A 14,227-nucleotide genomic window follows, 5' to 3' on the forward strand; every position below is an offset into this window, starting at 1 on the left:
CCGGTGCCCCGCGCCGCGCGGACGGAGGAGGACCCGACCGCCGACCAGGGCAGCAGCGTCGTGATCGCCGGCAGCGACGGGGTCCTCACCCGCACCGTCGAGATCGTGAAGCACGACGGCGTCGAGGTGTCGCGGACCCAGGTCTCCGAGGCGGTCACGACCGCTCCCGTGGACGATGTGACGCGCGTCGGAACCCGGGTGCCGCCGCCCGCTCCGGCGCCGGCTGCCGCTGCGGCGTCGGGCTGCGACTCCAACTACACCGGGGACTGCGTCCCCATCGACTCCGACGTCGACTGCGCCGCCGGATCCGGCAACGGCCCCTCCTACGTGCGCGGGCCGGTGACGGTCGTGGGCTCCGGACATCTACGACCTCGACCGCGACGGGGACGGCATCGCCTGCGACTGACTCCGCGCGAGATGCCGGTCCCGTGCGCGGCCCGCGCCGCGCGTACCGGACCGGCATCTCGCGGCGCTTCCCCGGCGCGTCAGCCGAGCAGCGACCAGACGACGGAGGCGAGCACGGCGCCCGCGGCGGCCCCCGCCAGCACCTGCGCCGGCGTGTGCGCCGCGAGCCGGACGCGCGACCATCCGGTCCAGAGCACGACCGGCACCGAGAGCAGCAGCGACCAGGGCCCGTAGGCGATCAGCACCACGACCGCGCAGGTCGCCACGACCGCGGCGTGCCCGGAGAGCTTCCACATGAGGTTCACCAGGCCGACCGCCACGACGACCGCCACCGTCACGAGACCGAAGGTCGTCACGGCCGCCGGAGCGCCGAACGCGGCGAGCAGCACGAGGCCGACGACGATCGAGACCAGCGCGAGAGCGATCGGGAGCGCGCGCTCGCGCCGCTCCGGCACGTGGTGGTCGCCCCGGATCCGCCCCGAGCGCATCAGCAGCCGGATCGCGAGGTAGGGCAGCACCCCGACGAACAGCGCCGCGAGAGCACCCCAGGCGATCCCGAGCAGCGGCGGATCGGCGACCCGGGCTCCGGCCACGATCGGCACCACCACGGCGAGGACCGCGGGCGAGAACGCCTCGGTCGCGAACCGCGCCGCCGTGACGCTCCGCGAGGCGCCGGGACCGGGGCGGTCACGGCGCCGCGCGCCTCACAGCTTCTCGATCGGCGCGACCTTGATCAGCAGCTTCTTGGCGCCCACCGCGTCGAACAGCACGTGCGCGACGCGCTTGGTGCCCTCTCCGGTCACCGCGTTCACCCGGCCCTCGCCGAAATCGGTGTGCCGGATGCGGTCGCCCGCGATCAGCTCGAGGTCGCCGTTGTCGCGGACCATGCCGGTGATGCGGTTCGGGAACTCCGCCTTGGCCTTGGGAGCCGCCGCGAGCGCCTCGCGGAACTCGGTGTTCGAGCGCGAGCGGCCGAAGCCCGGGCGCTGGGCGTTCAGCGCGCGCGGCTGAGTGCCTCCGCGCGACGTCGCCGCCCCCGGCGACTGGCGCCACTCGATGAGCTCCCCGGGGATCTCCTGGAGGAAGCGGCTGGGCATCGCGACCGACGTCTCGCCGTACTGCGCACGCGTCATCGCGAGCGACAGGTAGAGCCGCTTGCGGGCGCGGGTGATGCCCACGTAGAAGAGCCGCCGCTCCTCGGCCGGACCGCCCGGCTCGTTCGCGGAGATGCGGTGCGGGAGGAGGTCCTCCTCGATGCTCCGTGAGGAACACCGCGTCGTACTCGAGGCCCTTCGCGGTGTGGAGGGTCATCAGCGAGACCGTGCCGGAGTCGTCCTCGAGGTCGTCCGCCGCGGCGACGAGCGACACCTCGGTGAGGAAGTCCACCAGTCCGCCGTCGGGGTTGTTGCGCGCGAACTCCTTGGTCACGGCGATGAGCTCGTCGACGTTCTCGGCCCGCGCCTCGTCCTGGGGATCGCGGCTGGCGCGCAGCATGTCGAGGTAGCCGCTGCGGGTCAGCAGCGCTGTCAGCACCTCGTGCACCTTCGCCTCCCCCTCGGGACGGCCGGGGTCGAGCATCATCGCGCACTCGTCGAGCAGCGTCGCCAGGTCGACGATGGCCTTGGTGACCTTCGGCCCCATGCCCAGCGAGCCCGCGTTGCGCATCGACTCGCGGAGCGTGACGCCGTTGGTGTCGGCGAACGACTGCAGCTGCGCCTCCGTCGCCGGGCCGATGCCGCGCTTGGGGGTGTTCATGATCCGCCGCAGCGCGAGCACATCGGCGGGGTTCGCCACGGTGATGAGGTACGCGAGCGCGTCCTTGATCTCGGCCCGCTCGTAGAACTTCGTGCCGCCGAGGATCCGGTACGGCAGCGCCGAGCGGATGAAGATCTCCTCCAGCGCGCGGGTCTGCGCGTTCGTGCGGTAGAACACGGCGATCTCGTCGTAGCCCGTGCCCGCGGCGTGCAGCCGGGCGATCTCGTCGACCACGAACTGCGCCTCGTCGTGCCCGGAGTAGCCCGTGTAGCCGATGATCTTCTCGCCGTCGCCGCTGGAGGACCAGAGGTTCTTGGCACGGCGGTCGAAGTTGTTCGAGGATGACCGCGTTGGCCGCCGAGAGGATGTTCTGGGTCGAGCGGTAGTTCTGCTCGAGCAGGATCACCCGGCAGCCCGGGAAGTCGCGCTCGAACTCGACGATGTTGCGGATGTCGGCGCCGCGGAACGCGTAGATCGACTGGTCGGAGTCGCCGACGACCGTCAGGGAGGCGCCGGGGATCGACCCGTCGGCCGTGACCGGGCCGCGGTACGGGCGGTCGAACTGCGCCGCGTCGATCGTCGCCCGCGGCACCGGCCGGGTCAGCTCGTGGATCAGCGAGTACTCTGCGCGTGGTTCGTGTCCTGGTACTCGTCGACCAGCACGTGGCGGAAGCGCCGCTGGTACTTGGCCGCCACGTGCGGGAAGGCGCGGAAGAGGTACACGGTCTGCGCGATGAGATCGTCGAAGTCGAAGGCGTTGGCAGCTCTCGAGGGCCCGCGAGTACGCGCGGAACACCTGGAGGAACATCTCCTCGTTCGGGTCGCTCATGTTGGCGGTGCGGGCGTAGGAGTCGACGTCCGCGAGCTCGTTCTTGAGCTTCGAGATCTTCGACGACGCGCTCGCGACGGTGATGCCGAGGGAGTCGGCCTCGAGGTCCTTCACGATCCTCTTCAGCAGTGCGCGCTGATCGCCGGAGTCGTAGATGGTGAAGGAGGAGGTCATGCCGAAGTTCTCGGCCTCGCGGCGCAGGATCCGCACGCAGGCCGAGTGGAAGGTCGAGATCCACATCCCCTCGGCGCTCTGCCCGACGAGCTTCTCGACGCGCTCGCGCATCTCGGCCGCCGCCTTGTTGGTGAACGTGATGGCGAGGATCTGGCTCCGGCCAGGCCTCGCCGTTGCCGAGGAGGCTCGCGATGCGGCGCGTGAGCACGCTGGTCTTGCCGGAGCCGGCGCCGGCGACGATGAGCAGCGCGTCGCCGCGGTACTCGACCGCCTCGCGCTGCTGCGGGTTCAGGCCGGCGACGAGCTTCTCGTGCGCCGGGTCGCTGAAGGAGGCGCCGTCGCCGGGGGCGCCGACGATGACCGGGGTGGCGCGGGAATCGCTCGGATCGAAGAGGAGGCTCATGTCCCTCCGAGTGTAGATCGACCCTCCGACACGGGGAGCCGGGTCAGGCCGCTCGGGGCCGAGCCGCGGACGCCGTCAGCGAACCGCCCACGTCGAGGCCGCGCCAGGCGAGCGCGAAGCCCACGAGCGCGATCGTCGAGGTCGACACCGCGAGCAGCTGCTGCAGCGCGAACGCGGTCAGATCCTTCGTGTCGTCCGGGTAGTACTGGATGCCCTGCACGGCGAGTCCGGCGAGCACGAGCACCACGACGACCGAGCAGACGACCAGCAGCCTGTTCACGTTCCTGCGCGGAGTGCGGCGCGGGGCCCGGCCCAGCTGGGCGCGGGTCGAGAGCCAGGCGCAGGCGAGGGAGGCGGAGGCCAGCGCGACGAGGTCGGCGCCGAGCACGTCGCTCGCCCGGTGCCACGACGCCGCCATGGTCAGGTTGCCGACCAGGACCACCACGGCGCCGCCGAGCAGGAGCACGACGGTGCGACCGCGGGCGGGCAGCACCATCGCCAGGGCGAAGACGACCGAGACCGCGGCCGCGGTGTGACCGCTCGGGAAGCTGCCGCCGGTGTACCAGGCGTCGGTCTCGACGAGCAGCGGGCGCTCGAGGACCACGTTCTTGAGCAGCTGCGTCAGTCCGGCGGTCAGCACGATCGACCCGACGGAGGCGAGCGCGAGGGCCGGTCGGCGCCGGATCAGCGCGATCGACGCCGCCAGCAGGGCCCCGCCGATCATCGAGACCGGAGTGATGTCGGCCAGAGTGCCCGCGGCCGTCCCCGTCGCCCGGCCGAGGGCCAGGCCGGCTCCGCGCAGGCCGGAGTTCTCGGCGGCCTGGCCCTGCGGCGTGAGCACGGCGAGCCAGTAGACCAGAGCCACCCCGAGCGCGGCGAGCACCGCGGAGGTGATCCAGCGGCGGGTGATGCGGGCGCGGGTCGACACGGGGTTCCTCCTCTCGAGGGGGCGGGGCGGGGCGCGGCGAGGGGGCCGCGCAGAGGGCTTCCGATGATGGCAGCGAACACTCCCGGTCGCCTCCATCCGCGCCGGGAGGTCGCTGATCCGGATCAGCGGGCGGCGACGACCTCGAGTGCGAGATCGGGGTGGTCCGCGAACACGCCGTCCAGACCGGTCGCGAGGATCATCCGGAACTCGTCCTGCCAGGCCCCGAAGGCGGCCGGCTCCTTGCCCCGGCGGTGCACCTTCCTCGAGGAACCGGTTCTCGGGGCGGAGGGTCCAGGTGTAGACCTCGAGTCCCACGGCGTGCGCGTGCTCGACCAGCGAGTTCGGCCCCGTCGCACGCCCCGCGGCGTCGCGGGCGAACAGCATGCTCTTGTCCACGCTGACCCCGTCGACCGTGCCGGCGAGGTTGCGCAGTCCGGACGGGGTCACGAAGTCGGCGTAGGGAGTGGCGCGGGCACCGTGCGCCGCGACGAGGTCGGGCGCCGCTCCCCGCGACTCGATCAGGAACACGCGCTTGGTGCCGACGCCGCGCACGCCGAGCCGCTCGAGCACCGTCTTCTCGAAGCTCTCGATGGTCAGCCTCGGGTCGCGGGGGCCCCAGCCGGCAGCGGCGAGCTCCTGCTCGAGCAGCACGTCCAGCGGCAGCCCGATCGAGTCGAAGTAGTCGGCGTGCTTGATCTCGGCGACGAGCCCGGGAGGAGCGCCCGGCGCGTCCTCGCCCGCCCGGTCGAGCAGGGCGAGCAGGTCCGAGAGCGCAGCAGCGGGAACTGGCCGTCGAAGGTGGCGCTCGAAGGGGCGGACGGCGGGCAGCGCGCTCCCTGGCCCGCAGCTGGGAGAGCTCGGGCCAGGTGAAGTCCTCGGTGAACCAGCCCGTGACGTCCTTCCCCTCGAGCCGCTTGGTCGTCCGGCGGTCGGCGAATTCCGGTCGGCGCTCGATGTCGGTGGTGCCCGAAGATCTCGTTCTCGTGCCGCAGGACCAGCACGCCGTCGCGGGTGGCGACGAGGTCGGGCTCGACGGCGTCGGCGCCGAGGGCGACGGCGAGATCGTAGGCGGAGCGGGTGTGCTCGGGGCGGTAGCCGCTCGCGCCGCGGTGGCCGATGACGAGTGGAGCGGAGCGGTCGGGCATGCGGCGATCCTACGGGCGAGGACTCGGTTCGCTCGGGGGGAACAACCAGACTCTGAGAGCTGTTCTCAGATACTGTGGTCACATCGTCGGAGTCCTCTCCGAGGACCCGGCGGCACCACAGCATCCCGACCACCGCGACTCAGCTCCGTTGCTCCACCGGACACCAGCGCACCTGAGAGAAGAGGAACCATGGCAAGCAGCAATCCGGCCTTCGGGCGTCCGGAGTTCAGCAACCGCGGCTACGCCGGCCGCGTGCAGGACCTCCCCGACGTCTCGTCCGACACGCTCGACCAGATGTACAACCGTCCGGCCGCGAGCTCCACGGAGACCGACCGGATGACCGTCGAGGACACCCTCGCGAAGACGGCTCTCGCCTTCGTCGTGCTCCTGGCGGGCGCGGCTGTCGGCTGGTTCGTCCCGGGGCTCATGCTCCCGGCCGTGATCGTCGCGCTGGTCCTCGGCATCGTCAACGCCTTCAAGAAGGTCCCGAGCCCCGCTCTGATCCTCGGCTACGCCGCCACTCCAGGGCGTCGCGGTGGGTGCGATCTCGGGCATCTTCGAGAACGTCTACGAGGGCGCGGTCGTCCAGGCCCTCCTCGCGACCGTCATCGTGATCGGCGTCACCCTGGCGCTGTTCATGAACGGCAAGATCCGCACCTCGCCGAAGCTGAACAAGATCTTCTTCATCGGCATGATCAGCTACGCGGTCTTCTCGCTCGTGAACCTCGGTCTCGGCCTCTTCGGCGTCGGCGGCGGCTTCGGTCTGCGCACCGGCTTCATCGGCATCGTGATCGGCCTCATCGCGATCGCGCTGGCCACCTACTCGCTCGTGATGGACTTCGAGTTCATCCAGCAGGGCGTGCGCAACCGCGCCCCGCGCATCTACGGCTGGACGGGCGCCTACGGCATCCTCGTCACGGTCGTCTGGATGTACCTCGGGATCCTGCGACTCGTCGCGATCTTCCGCGAGTAGCCCTCGCACCGCTCACGCCGTCGGGCGCTCGACCTCCGGGGTCGGGCGCCCGTCGTCGTTCCGGGGTGCTGGCCCCCCGTCCAGGCCGCCTGGCAGCATGGATCCGTGACCGCCTCCTCCTCCGCATCGTCGGCCTCGGCGTCGCCCGCGGGATCGCCGTGCTCGGGATGTTCGCCGCTCATCTCGCCCCGGTGACCGAGGAGATGATCTGGAACGGCCGCAGCTCGGTCCTCTTCGCGGTCCTCGCGGGGGTGTCGATCGGGCTGATGACCGGCGGCGCACGCCGCTCCGAGCGCCCCGGGCGCGACACCGGGTCGATCCTCCTCCGGGGGCTCTACCTGCTCGCCCTGGGCGTCGCGCTGACCCTGCTCGGGACGCCGATCGCCGTGATCCTGCCGCACTACGGCCTGATGTTCGCCCTCGCCGCCCTGGTCCTCTTCCTCCCCCGGGCACTGCTCGCCGTGCTGGTCGTCGCGTTCGCCGTCCTGGGTCCCGTGATCGTCGACGACCTCGTCGGAACGGGCGGAGCCTGGCTGCGGACGCTGCCGCCGGATACCGCCCTGCTCGCGGAGCAGCCCCTCCTCTGGCTGACGCAGTACTACCCGGTGCCGTCCTGGCTGGCCTACATCGTCCTCGGCCTCCTCGTCGCCCGGTGCGACATCCGCTCGGCGACCACGCAGCGCTGGCTGGTCATCGGCGGAGCGGTCTCCCTCGTCATCGGCTACGGCGGCGGCATGGCGATCGGCGGCGCCGAGAGCGTCGAGGCCCACGCGAGCACCACCGCCGAGCTGGTCGGTGCGGGCGGAGTCGCGGCCGTCGCCATCGGCTTCCTCACCGCTCTGGGGCAGCGCTCGGCGCTTTCCGGCGGCTCTCCGCTCCGCTCGCCGCAGTGGGGGGCATGCCTCTGACGATCTACTCCCTGCAGCTGGTGGCGCTGGCGGTCTACCTGGTCCCCTACGAGCCCTTCGACTTCGACGCCTGGCGCAGCTGGACCCTCCTGCTGGCCTTCGTGCTCGGCTCGATCGCCTTCGCGATGCTCTGGCGCCGGTTCGTCGGTCAGGGCCCGCTCGAGTGGCTGCTGTCGCGCGCGTCGCTGCGCCCCTCAGCCGGGGTCCGCACTCCGGCGCTGAGCTAAGTGGACCGATGATCACGCGACGCGAGGCCGCCCAGCGCCTCGACATCCCCCTCGAGATGGCGGCCCGCCACGGTCTCGGCGCCCGTCTCACCGAGGAGGAGTTCGCCGCTCTCGAGCAGGATCCGCCGCCCTGGCTCGTCCAGTCGCGCGAGAACCGCACCGGCAAGCGGCCGGTGTGGGTGACCCTCGACTGCGCGATCTGCGGCCGCTCCGAGGCCGCACGGCCCAGAAGTGGTGGCCCGACTTCACGTTCCTCGTCTGCGAGGACCACTCCCCGGACGAGTGGCCGAACCACCCCGAGGGCCACCGCCGCGACGAGTACGACGGCATCGGCACGCGCTTCGTCGGCGTCGTCGACAGCTCCGTCTGACCTTCCCCGCAAACGCCGAACGGGCCCCCTGAGGAGCCGTTCGATCACAGTGACGCGAGAGGCGTCCACTCCCATTCGATGGTGCCCAGGGGCTTGGACGTGACGTCGAGCACGACGCGGTTCACTCTCGGCGACCTCGTTGGTGATGCGGTTCGAGATGCGCGCCAGCAGGTCGTAGGGCAGGCGCGTCCAGTCGGCCGTCATGGCGTCCTCCGAGGAGACGGGGCGCAGCACGATCGGGTGGCCGTAGGTGCGGCCGTCGCCCTGCACGCCGACGGAGCGGACGTCGGCGAGCAGCACGACCAGGCACTGCCAGATCTCGGCGTCGAGGCCGGCTGCGGTGAGCTCGGCGCGGACGATCGCGTCGGCCTCCTGGAGCAGGTCGAGCCGCTCCTGGGTGACCTCGCCGACGATGCGGATGCCGAGCCCCGGGCCGGGGAACGGCTGGCGGCCCACGATGACCTCGGGCAGGCCGAGCTCGCGGCCGATGGCGCGGACCTCGTCCTTGAAGAGGGTGCGCAGGGGCTCCACCAGGGTGAACTGCAGATCCTCGGGCAGGCCGCCCACGTTGTGGTGCGACTTGATGTTCGCGGTTCCGGTGCCGCCGCCCGACTCCACCACGTCGGGGTAGAGCGTGCCCTGCACCAGGAAGTCGATCGACGCACCCTCGCCCTGCGCCTCGAGGACGAGCGCCTCCGCCGCGGCCTCGAAGGTGCGGATGAACTCGCGGCCGATAATCTTGCGCTTCTGCTCGGGGTCGCTGACACCGGCGAGCGCGTCGAGGAACTGCTCGCGGACGTCGACGGTGACCAGGCGGACACCGGTCGCGGCCACGTAGTCCTCCTCGACCTGGCGGCGCTCGTCCTTGCGGAGCAGTCCGTGGTCGACGAAGACGCGGGTCAGCTGGTCGCCCACCGCGCGGTGCACGATCGCGGCGGCCACGGCCGGGTCACTCCTCGGAGAGGCCGCAGATGACCCGGCCGGAGCCGACCTGCTCGCGGATCAGGGCGACCTGGTCCTCGATGACGTTGGAGGAGTTCCAGTCGTTCGGGATGCCGGCGGCGCGGTGCAGGAAGTTCTCGATGACGGCCTGGCCGTGCGTCGAGTGCTTCACCTCGGGGTGCCACTGCACGCCGTAGAGGCGACGCGCATCGCTGCCGAAGGCGGCGACCGGGGTCGACGAGGTGGAGGCGAGGACGTCGAAGCCCTCCGGCGCCTTGGCGACCGAGTCGCCGTGGCTCATCCAGACCGTCTGGTCGGCGGGCTGCTCGCCGAGGAGCACGCCGCCGTCCGCGAAGATCGCGGCGTCGGTCGCCCCGTACTCGCGGAGGCCGGTGTTCGCGACCTCTCCGCCGAGGGCCTTCGCCATGACCTGGAAGCCGTAGCAGATGCCCAGCACGGGGATGCCGAGGTCGAAGATCGCGGGGTCGAGCTGCGGCGCCCCCTCCTCGTACACGCTGGAGGGGCCACCGGACAGGATGATCCCGACCGGCGACTTCGCCGCGATCTCGGCCGCCGTGGCGTTCGAGGGCACGATCTCGGAGTAGACGTTGGCCTCGCGCACTCGACGGGCGATCAGCTGCGCGTACTGCGCGCCGAAGTCGACGACGAGGACGGGCTGCGCGGACAGCTGAGGGTCGGCTGCGGGCTGGACTGCTGCTCGCTAATGGGGGGCCTCCACGGAGTCGGTCGGGGCTTTCGGATCGGTGCCGGCGGTGCGGCGCGCGAGGTACTGCTCGACCTCGCGCGCGATGCGCCCCTCGACGAAGAAGGAGAGCGTCGGGATCACGCCGCCGAGCGCGATGAGCACGAAGCGGCTGAACGGCCACCGCATCAGGCTCCACAGGCGGAAGTCGGCGAAGAGGTACACGACGTAGAACCAGCCGTGGGCGATGAGGATCCCGGTCGAGAGGTTCGCTCCCGTGCCGCTGGACTCGTATTCGCCGCCCGGCACCTCGTACATCGGCGCGAGGTTCAGCACGCCCTGCTGCCCGAAGGCGAACAGCTCGAGGTGGAACACGTACTTCAGGAGCATCTCCGCGCAGAGCAGGAGCAGCATCACGCCCGTGATGATCGAGGTCACCCGGTAGAAGCGCAGAGCGCTCCGGATCGCAGGGAACTGCGCGGGCTTGGGCTCGAGGGGCATGGGGTCCAGTTTACGGTGCGGCCGAGGGGCGGAGGCGCGCTGCGCCTCCTCGGCGTCGAGCGCCTCCTCGATCTCCCTCTCCCACGCGTCGCGCACGAGGCGGTACCAGAGGTAGAGGGCGAATCCCGCGAAGACGACCCACTCGACGGCGTAGAAGACGTTGAGCCAGTTGAGCGAGAGGTCCTGCTGACGGGCCGGGGAGTCGATCGCCTCGAGGCCGCCGATCGGCTCGTCGACGACGACGTAGCCCTGGTAGACGTCGGCCGGTGGATCGGGCCAGCGGTTGATCAGCGCGGGGATCGAGAGCGCGGTGAGGGTGAGCGGATCCGCACCCTCCTCCGGCGCCTCGGCCGCCTCGTTCGCCACGAGGCGCCCGGTGTACTGCGTCGGCGCCGACTCCTCGCCGGAGTCGAGGCGCTCGGCCACGGCGCGGGCGCGATCCTCGTCGGCCGTCCAGCCGTAGGCCACGACGAGGTCCGCGGTGCTCGTGCGAGTGCGGGCGAAGACCCACCAGCCGGGCTCCCCCGCGTTCAAGCGCCCGCCGATGACCTCGGCGCCGCCGGGCACGAGGACGGACTCGGCCTCGACGCGCTGACCGTCCGCCTCCGCCGTGATCGGGGCGGAGGGGCAGCCGCCCGGTCCAGGGGGACGATCGTCTCGGAGAGGCCGTCATCCGGCTCGGCCGCCTCGATGGCGCGGCCCACCTGCCACTGCCCGAGTGCGGCGAAGAGCCCCGCGATCACCAGAGCGAGCACCAGGGCGCCGATCCAGCGCGGGCGGCGGGCCACCTGCCAGACGGTGCTCTGCGTCATTCGTTCCTCGCTCGTGCCGGATCCGCTCGTTCCGCGCGGTGCGGACCGCCGGGTGGACCCGACGAGCCTAGCCCGTCCGCGTGGGAGCTCCCCGGGATCAGTAGTCGGGCTCGACGGACCTGCGCGGCCGGTCGGTCTCCGCACCGTCGGACTGCTGCATCGCCTGGTCGATCAGAGCCTGGCGCATCGGATCCGGGAACTCGTCGTCCAGCTCGTCGCGCTCGCGGCCGCGGCCGGGCGGGACCTCGACCGGTCCGGTCGCGGCGGGCGCGGTCCGCGTCGGCCCGGTCCGCACCGGCTCCTGATCGTCGGACATCGCGGCCTCGACCAGCGCGAACTCCTCCTCGGCGAGCGCGCCCTGCTCCGCCACCGCTCGGCGCGGTCGGTGGCGCCGATCCGAGAGGAACTGCCCGATGATCTCGGACCTCGACGCGAGGATCGGGCCGATGATCGCCATGATCAGGACGTAGAGACCGGCGAAGGGCTGGATCCGATCGTCGAGACCGGCCGACAGCGACAGCGTCGCGAGGATGAGGGCGAACTCGCCGCGGTTGTGCAGGATGAACGCCGCGTTGAGTCCCGCCCTCGGGCCGAGCTTGTTCAGCCACGCCACGAACTGGCCGGCGCCGAGGTTCAGCACGATGGTCATCAGGGCCGCAGCGAGGACGGGAACGACGACCTCCGGGAAGGCGCTCGGGTCCAGCCCCAGGCCGAAGTTGACGAAGAAGAAGGCACCGAAGACGTCGCGGAGCGGGATGGCGATGTGCTCGACCCTCGCCCGGTAGCGGGTGGCGCCGATGACCAGTCCGATCAGGAACGCTCCGATGGCGTCCGTCACTCCGAGGACCTCGCCGATGCCGCCGAACAGCAGCGCGAGACCGAAGAAGAGGATGGTGAACAGCTCGTCGTCGCGGGTGCGGAACAGCCGCGACACCACCTTGCCGCCCCAGCGGGCGATCGAGAACATGACGACGAGGAACGCGAACGCGATCAGCAGCTTCAGGATCACCGGCCACGGCTCGGTCTCGCCCGAGAGCACGACCGAGACGATGGCCAGGTAGATCGCGATGAAGATGTCCTCGACGACCGTCACACCCAGGATCATCGGCGTCTCGGGGTTCGCGAGGCGCTTGAGCTCGATCAGGAGCTTGGTGACGATCGCGCTCGAACTGGTGGCCGTGATGCCGGCGACGATCAGAGCCTCCTGGCTCCCCCAGCCCAGCAGGAAGCCGAAGCCCAGGCCAACGGCCATGTTGACGCCGATGTAGGTGCCGCCCGAGAGGATGAGCCGGCCCGCGTTGCCGAAGAACTCGTCCTGGTCGAACTCGAGCCCGAGGTTGAAGGAGCAGGATCAGGCCGAAGACGGCCGTCAGCTCGATGTAGGTCGACTCGAACTCGAGCGGGAACCAGTGGAAGTTCGGGCTCGCGAGGAGTCCGACGACCATGTAGATGGGGATCGCCGGGAGGCCGATGGTCCTCCCGAGGCGTCCGAGCACGTAGGCGACGACGAACAGGATCCCGAGGACGATGAGGTCTTCACCGTGGTGCATCCTCAGGCTCCGGGTGCGTCGGCCGTCTTGGGGAAGGCGCCCGAGCGGAAGAAGGCGAACGCCTTGGCGACCTTCCTCGGGACTGCCGGCCACGACGAGCGTGTCGCCGGGGAAGACGCGGAAGTCGGGCGCGGGCGCAGGGTTGGCCGCATCCCCGCGGACCACGGCGACGACGGTCAGGCCGACGATGCCGCGGTCGGCGGGCTTGCCGAGCTGCTGGCCCGCGATGTGGTCGTCGTAGTCGACGGTGAACCAGTCGATCGAGAGGCCGGGGATCTGATCGAGCGCGGTGAGCGACTCGGTGATCTGCGTGCCGCCGAGCAGCTCCGCGAGTGTGTGCGCCTCGTCGTCGCTCAGGCGGAGGGAGACCTTCGCGCCGTCCTGATCGCCCTCGGCGAAGGTGATGAGGTCGCTGTGCCCCGAGCGGTGGGCGATGACGCCGACCTTCCCGCCGTCGGCGGTGAGGAAGGTGTGCAGCACTCCGACACCGGGCAGCTTGACCCTGCGGACCTCGACCATGCGTGCTCCATCCGCGCCCTGCGGCGCTCCTGACTCGGATGCCTCCAGCTTAGGCGCGCCTCCGGCCGCCCCTTCCCCGCGTTCGCCCGCGGAGGAACGCCGGGGCCGTCCCTCTGCTGAGGGAACCCCGGACCGTCGAGGGAACCAGTCCTTACGGGCTCCCTCGACGGTTCGGGAGGCCCTCGCGGCACAGGGCCCGAAGGGCTCTCCACAGACCAGGGCGGACCGGCACCGATGGAGGAGAACGCGGGCCAGGGTCGAGGGCATGAGTGCGGTGGAGCCTCCGGGACGGAGCGTGCGGGCAGTCGGACGCGTTCGTGCGTCTGCGCAGGGGCGTGTACGCGGAAGCGGACGCGCGGGCGCGGGCCTCGATCGACGAGAGGCAGCGGGCGCGCATCGACGCGGTCGCGGCGACGTGGTCGTCGCCTTCTTCCTCCGGGAATCGGCCGCGGCGGTGTGGGGCCTCCCCCTGGTCGAGCCGCTCGCCACGGTCGTCCACGTCGAAGGAGCGACCGACGTCGGCAGCCGGACTCGGAACGGCGTGGCCGAGCACCGGAGCGCGCGCTTCCCGACCCTCGCGGTCGTCGACGGCCTCGCCGTCTCGGATCTCGCGCAGACCGTGTTCGATCTCGCACGGTTCTCGTCCTTCCGTCGCGCCGTCGTCGCGGCCGACCACGCCCTGCGCCTCGTCGACGGCGACGGCCGACCCCTCCTCCGGCGCGAGGAGCTCCTGAGCGGCACGCGGATCTGCCGCCGGCTCGGGCCGGACGGCGAGCGCCGCGGTCATCGCGTTCGCGGACCCGCCTCCGAGACACCGCTCGAGTCGATCAGCCGCGTGGCGATGCACGTGGGCGGGCTGCTCGCGCCGGTGCTGCAGCACCCGGTCCACGACGCCGAGGGGCGGGCCGGAGTGGTGGACTTCTTCTTCGACGAGGTGGCGGTGGTCGGAGAGGCGGACGGCGATCAGCGAGTACGCCGATCCGGCATTCCTGAAGGGGCGCACACCCGAGGAGGTCCTGCTCGCCGAGAAGCGCCGAGGAGGACCGCATCCGCTCGTGCGTGCGCGGCCGCCCGCTGGTCGTG

General features: G+C 71.4%; 10 protein-coding genes and 7 pseudogenes. 6 read left to right on the top strand and 11 right to left on the bottom strand.

Annotated features, from left to right (window positions below; translation table 11 throughout):
- Positions 1-3 precede the first annotated feature (3 nt).
- Positions 4-138, top strand: a pseudogene (locus AC0CII_RS08685) (G5 domain-containing protein); the annotation flags it as partial.
- Between the two features lie 347 nt (positions 139-485).
- On the opposite strand, the gene AC0CII_RS08690 reads toward AC0CII_RS08685, so the two are convergent.
- The 4 genes and pseudogenes from AC0CII_RS08690 to AC0CII_RS08705 form a co-directional block, all read right to left on the bottom strand.
- Positions 486-1,013 carry a phosphatase PAP2 family protein gene (locus AC0CII_RS08690; RefSeq protein WP_465229176.1) on the bottom strand — a complete coding sequence of 176 codons (528 nt, stop codon included), beginning with the start codon at positions 1,011-1,013 and terminating at the stop codon, positions 486-488.
- A gap of 96 nt (positions 1,014-1,109) precedes the next feature.
- Positions 1,110-3,566: pseudogene (locus tag AC0CII_RS08695) on the bottom strand (ATP-dependent helicase).
- Between the two features lie 43 nt (positions 3,567-3,609).
- Complete coding sequence (locus AC0CII_RS08700; RefSeq protein ID WP_465229177.1) at positions 3,610-5,145, bottom strand: phosphatase PAP2 family protein; 1,536 nt, start codon at positions 5,143-5,145, stop codon at positions 3,610-3,612.
- Positions 5,088-5,639 carry a glycerophosphodiester phosphodiesterase family protein gene (locus AC0CII_RS08705; protein ID WP_465229178.1) on the bottom strand — a complete coding sequence of 184 codons (552 nt, stop codon included), beginning with the start codon at positions 5,637-5,639 and terminating at the stop codon, positions 5,088-5,090. The genes AC0CII_RS08700 and AC0CII_RS08705 overlap by 58 nt, the downstream gene beginning before the upstream one ends.
- 336 nt (positions 5,640-5,975) lie before the next feature.
- Here AC0CII_RS08705 and AC0CII_RS08710 point away from each other — a divergent pair.
- From AC0CII_RS08710 to AC0CII_RS08730, 5 genes and pseudogenes are all read left to right on the top strand, one after another.
- Positions 5,976-6,098 (top strand): annotated as a pseudogene (locus AC0CII_RS08710) (Bax inhibitor-1/YccA family protein); the annotation flags it as partial.
- Positions 6,099-6,174: 76 nt separating this feature from the next.
- Positions 6,175-6,612, top strand: coding sequence for a Bax inhibitor-1/YccA family membrane protein (locus tag AC0CII_RS08715; protein WP_465229282.1), 438 nt, complete (start codon positions 6,175-6,177; stop codon positions 6,610-6,612).
- Between the two features lie 65 nt (positions 6,613-6,677).
- Complete coding sequence (locus AC0CII_RS08720) at positions 6,678-7,520, top strand: DUF418 domain-containing protein (protein WP_465229305.1); 843 nt, start codon at positions 6,678-6,680, stop codon at positions 7,518-7,520.
- A complete protein-coding gene (locus tag AC0CII_RS08725; protein WP_465229179.1) occupies positions 7,511-7,747 on the top strand; it encodes a DUF418 domain-containing protein in 237 nt (78 codons plus the stop codon). The genes AC0CII_RS08720 and AC0CII_RS08725 overlap by 10 nt, the downstream gene beginning before the upstream one ends.
- An 8-nt stretch (positions 7,748-7,755) precedes the next feature.
- Positions 7,756-8,117, top strand: a pseudogene (locus tag AC0CII_RS08730) (DUF5997 family protein).
- A 44-nt stretch (positions 8,118-8,161) separates the two neighbouring features.
- On the opposite strand, the pseudogene guaA reads toward AC0CII_RS08730, so the two are convergent.
- The 7 genes and pseudogenes from guaA to AC0CII_RS08765 all read right to left on the bottom strand — a co-directional run bounded on the left by guaA (position 8,162) and on the right by AC0CII_RS08765 (position 14,147).
- Positions 8,162-9,747, bottom strand: a pseudogene (guaA, locus tag AC0CII_RS08735) (glutamine-hydrolyzing GMP synthase).
- A 33-nt stretch (positions 9,748-9,780) separates the two neighbouring features.
- The gene (locus AC0CII_RS08740; RefSeq protein WP_207405337.1) at positions 9,781-10,263 is read right to left on the bottom strand and encodes a DUF3817 domain-containing protein; all 483 of its coding nucleotides are present in this window, start codon (positions 10,261-10,263) and stop codon (positions 9,781-9,783) included.
- A 186-nt stretch (positions 10,264-10,449) separates the two neighbouring features.
- Positions 10,450-10,830, bottom strand: a pseudogene (locus tag AC0CII_RS08745) (SURF1 family cytochrome oxidase biogenesis protein); the annotation flags it as partial.
- Complete coding sequence (locus tag AC0CII_RS08750) at positions 10,794-11,075, bottom strand: hypothetical protein (protein WP_465229180.1); 282 nt, start codon at positions 11,073-11,075, stop codon at positions 10,794-10,796. The gene AC0CII_RS08750 and the pseudogene AC0CII_RS08745, both read right to left, overlap by 37 nt.
- Positions 11,076-11,172: 97 nt before the next feature.
- Positions 11,173-12,360 carry a cation:proton antiporter gene (locus AC0CII_RS08755; RefSeq protein ID WP_465229283.1) on the bottom strand — a complete coding sequence of 396 codons (1,188 nt, stop codon included), beginning with the start codon at positions 12,358-12,360 and terminating at the stop codon, positions 11,173-11,175.
- Between the two features lie 397 nt (positions 12,361-12,757).
- Positions 12,758-13,411: pseudogene (locus AC0CII_RS08760) on the bottom strand (TrkA C-terminal domain-containing protein); the annotation flags it as partial.
- Positions 13,296-14,147, bottom strand: coding sequence for a hypothetical protein (locus AC0CII_RS08765; protein WP_465229181.1), 852 nt, complete (start codon positions 14,145-14,147; stop codon positions 13,296-13,298). The pseudogene AC0CII_RS08760 and the gene AC0CII_RS08765, both read right to left, overlap by 116 nt.
- Positions 14,148-14,227: the final 80 nt, after the last annotated feature.

Source organism: Rathayibacter sp. AC182, from assembly GCF_979253875.1.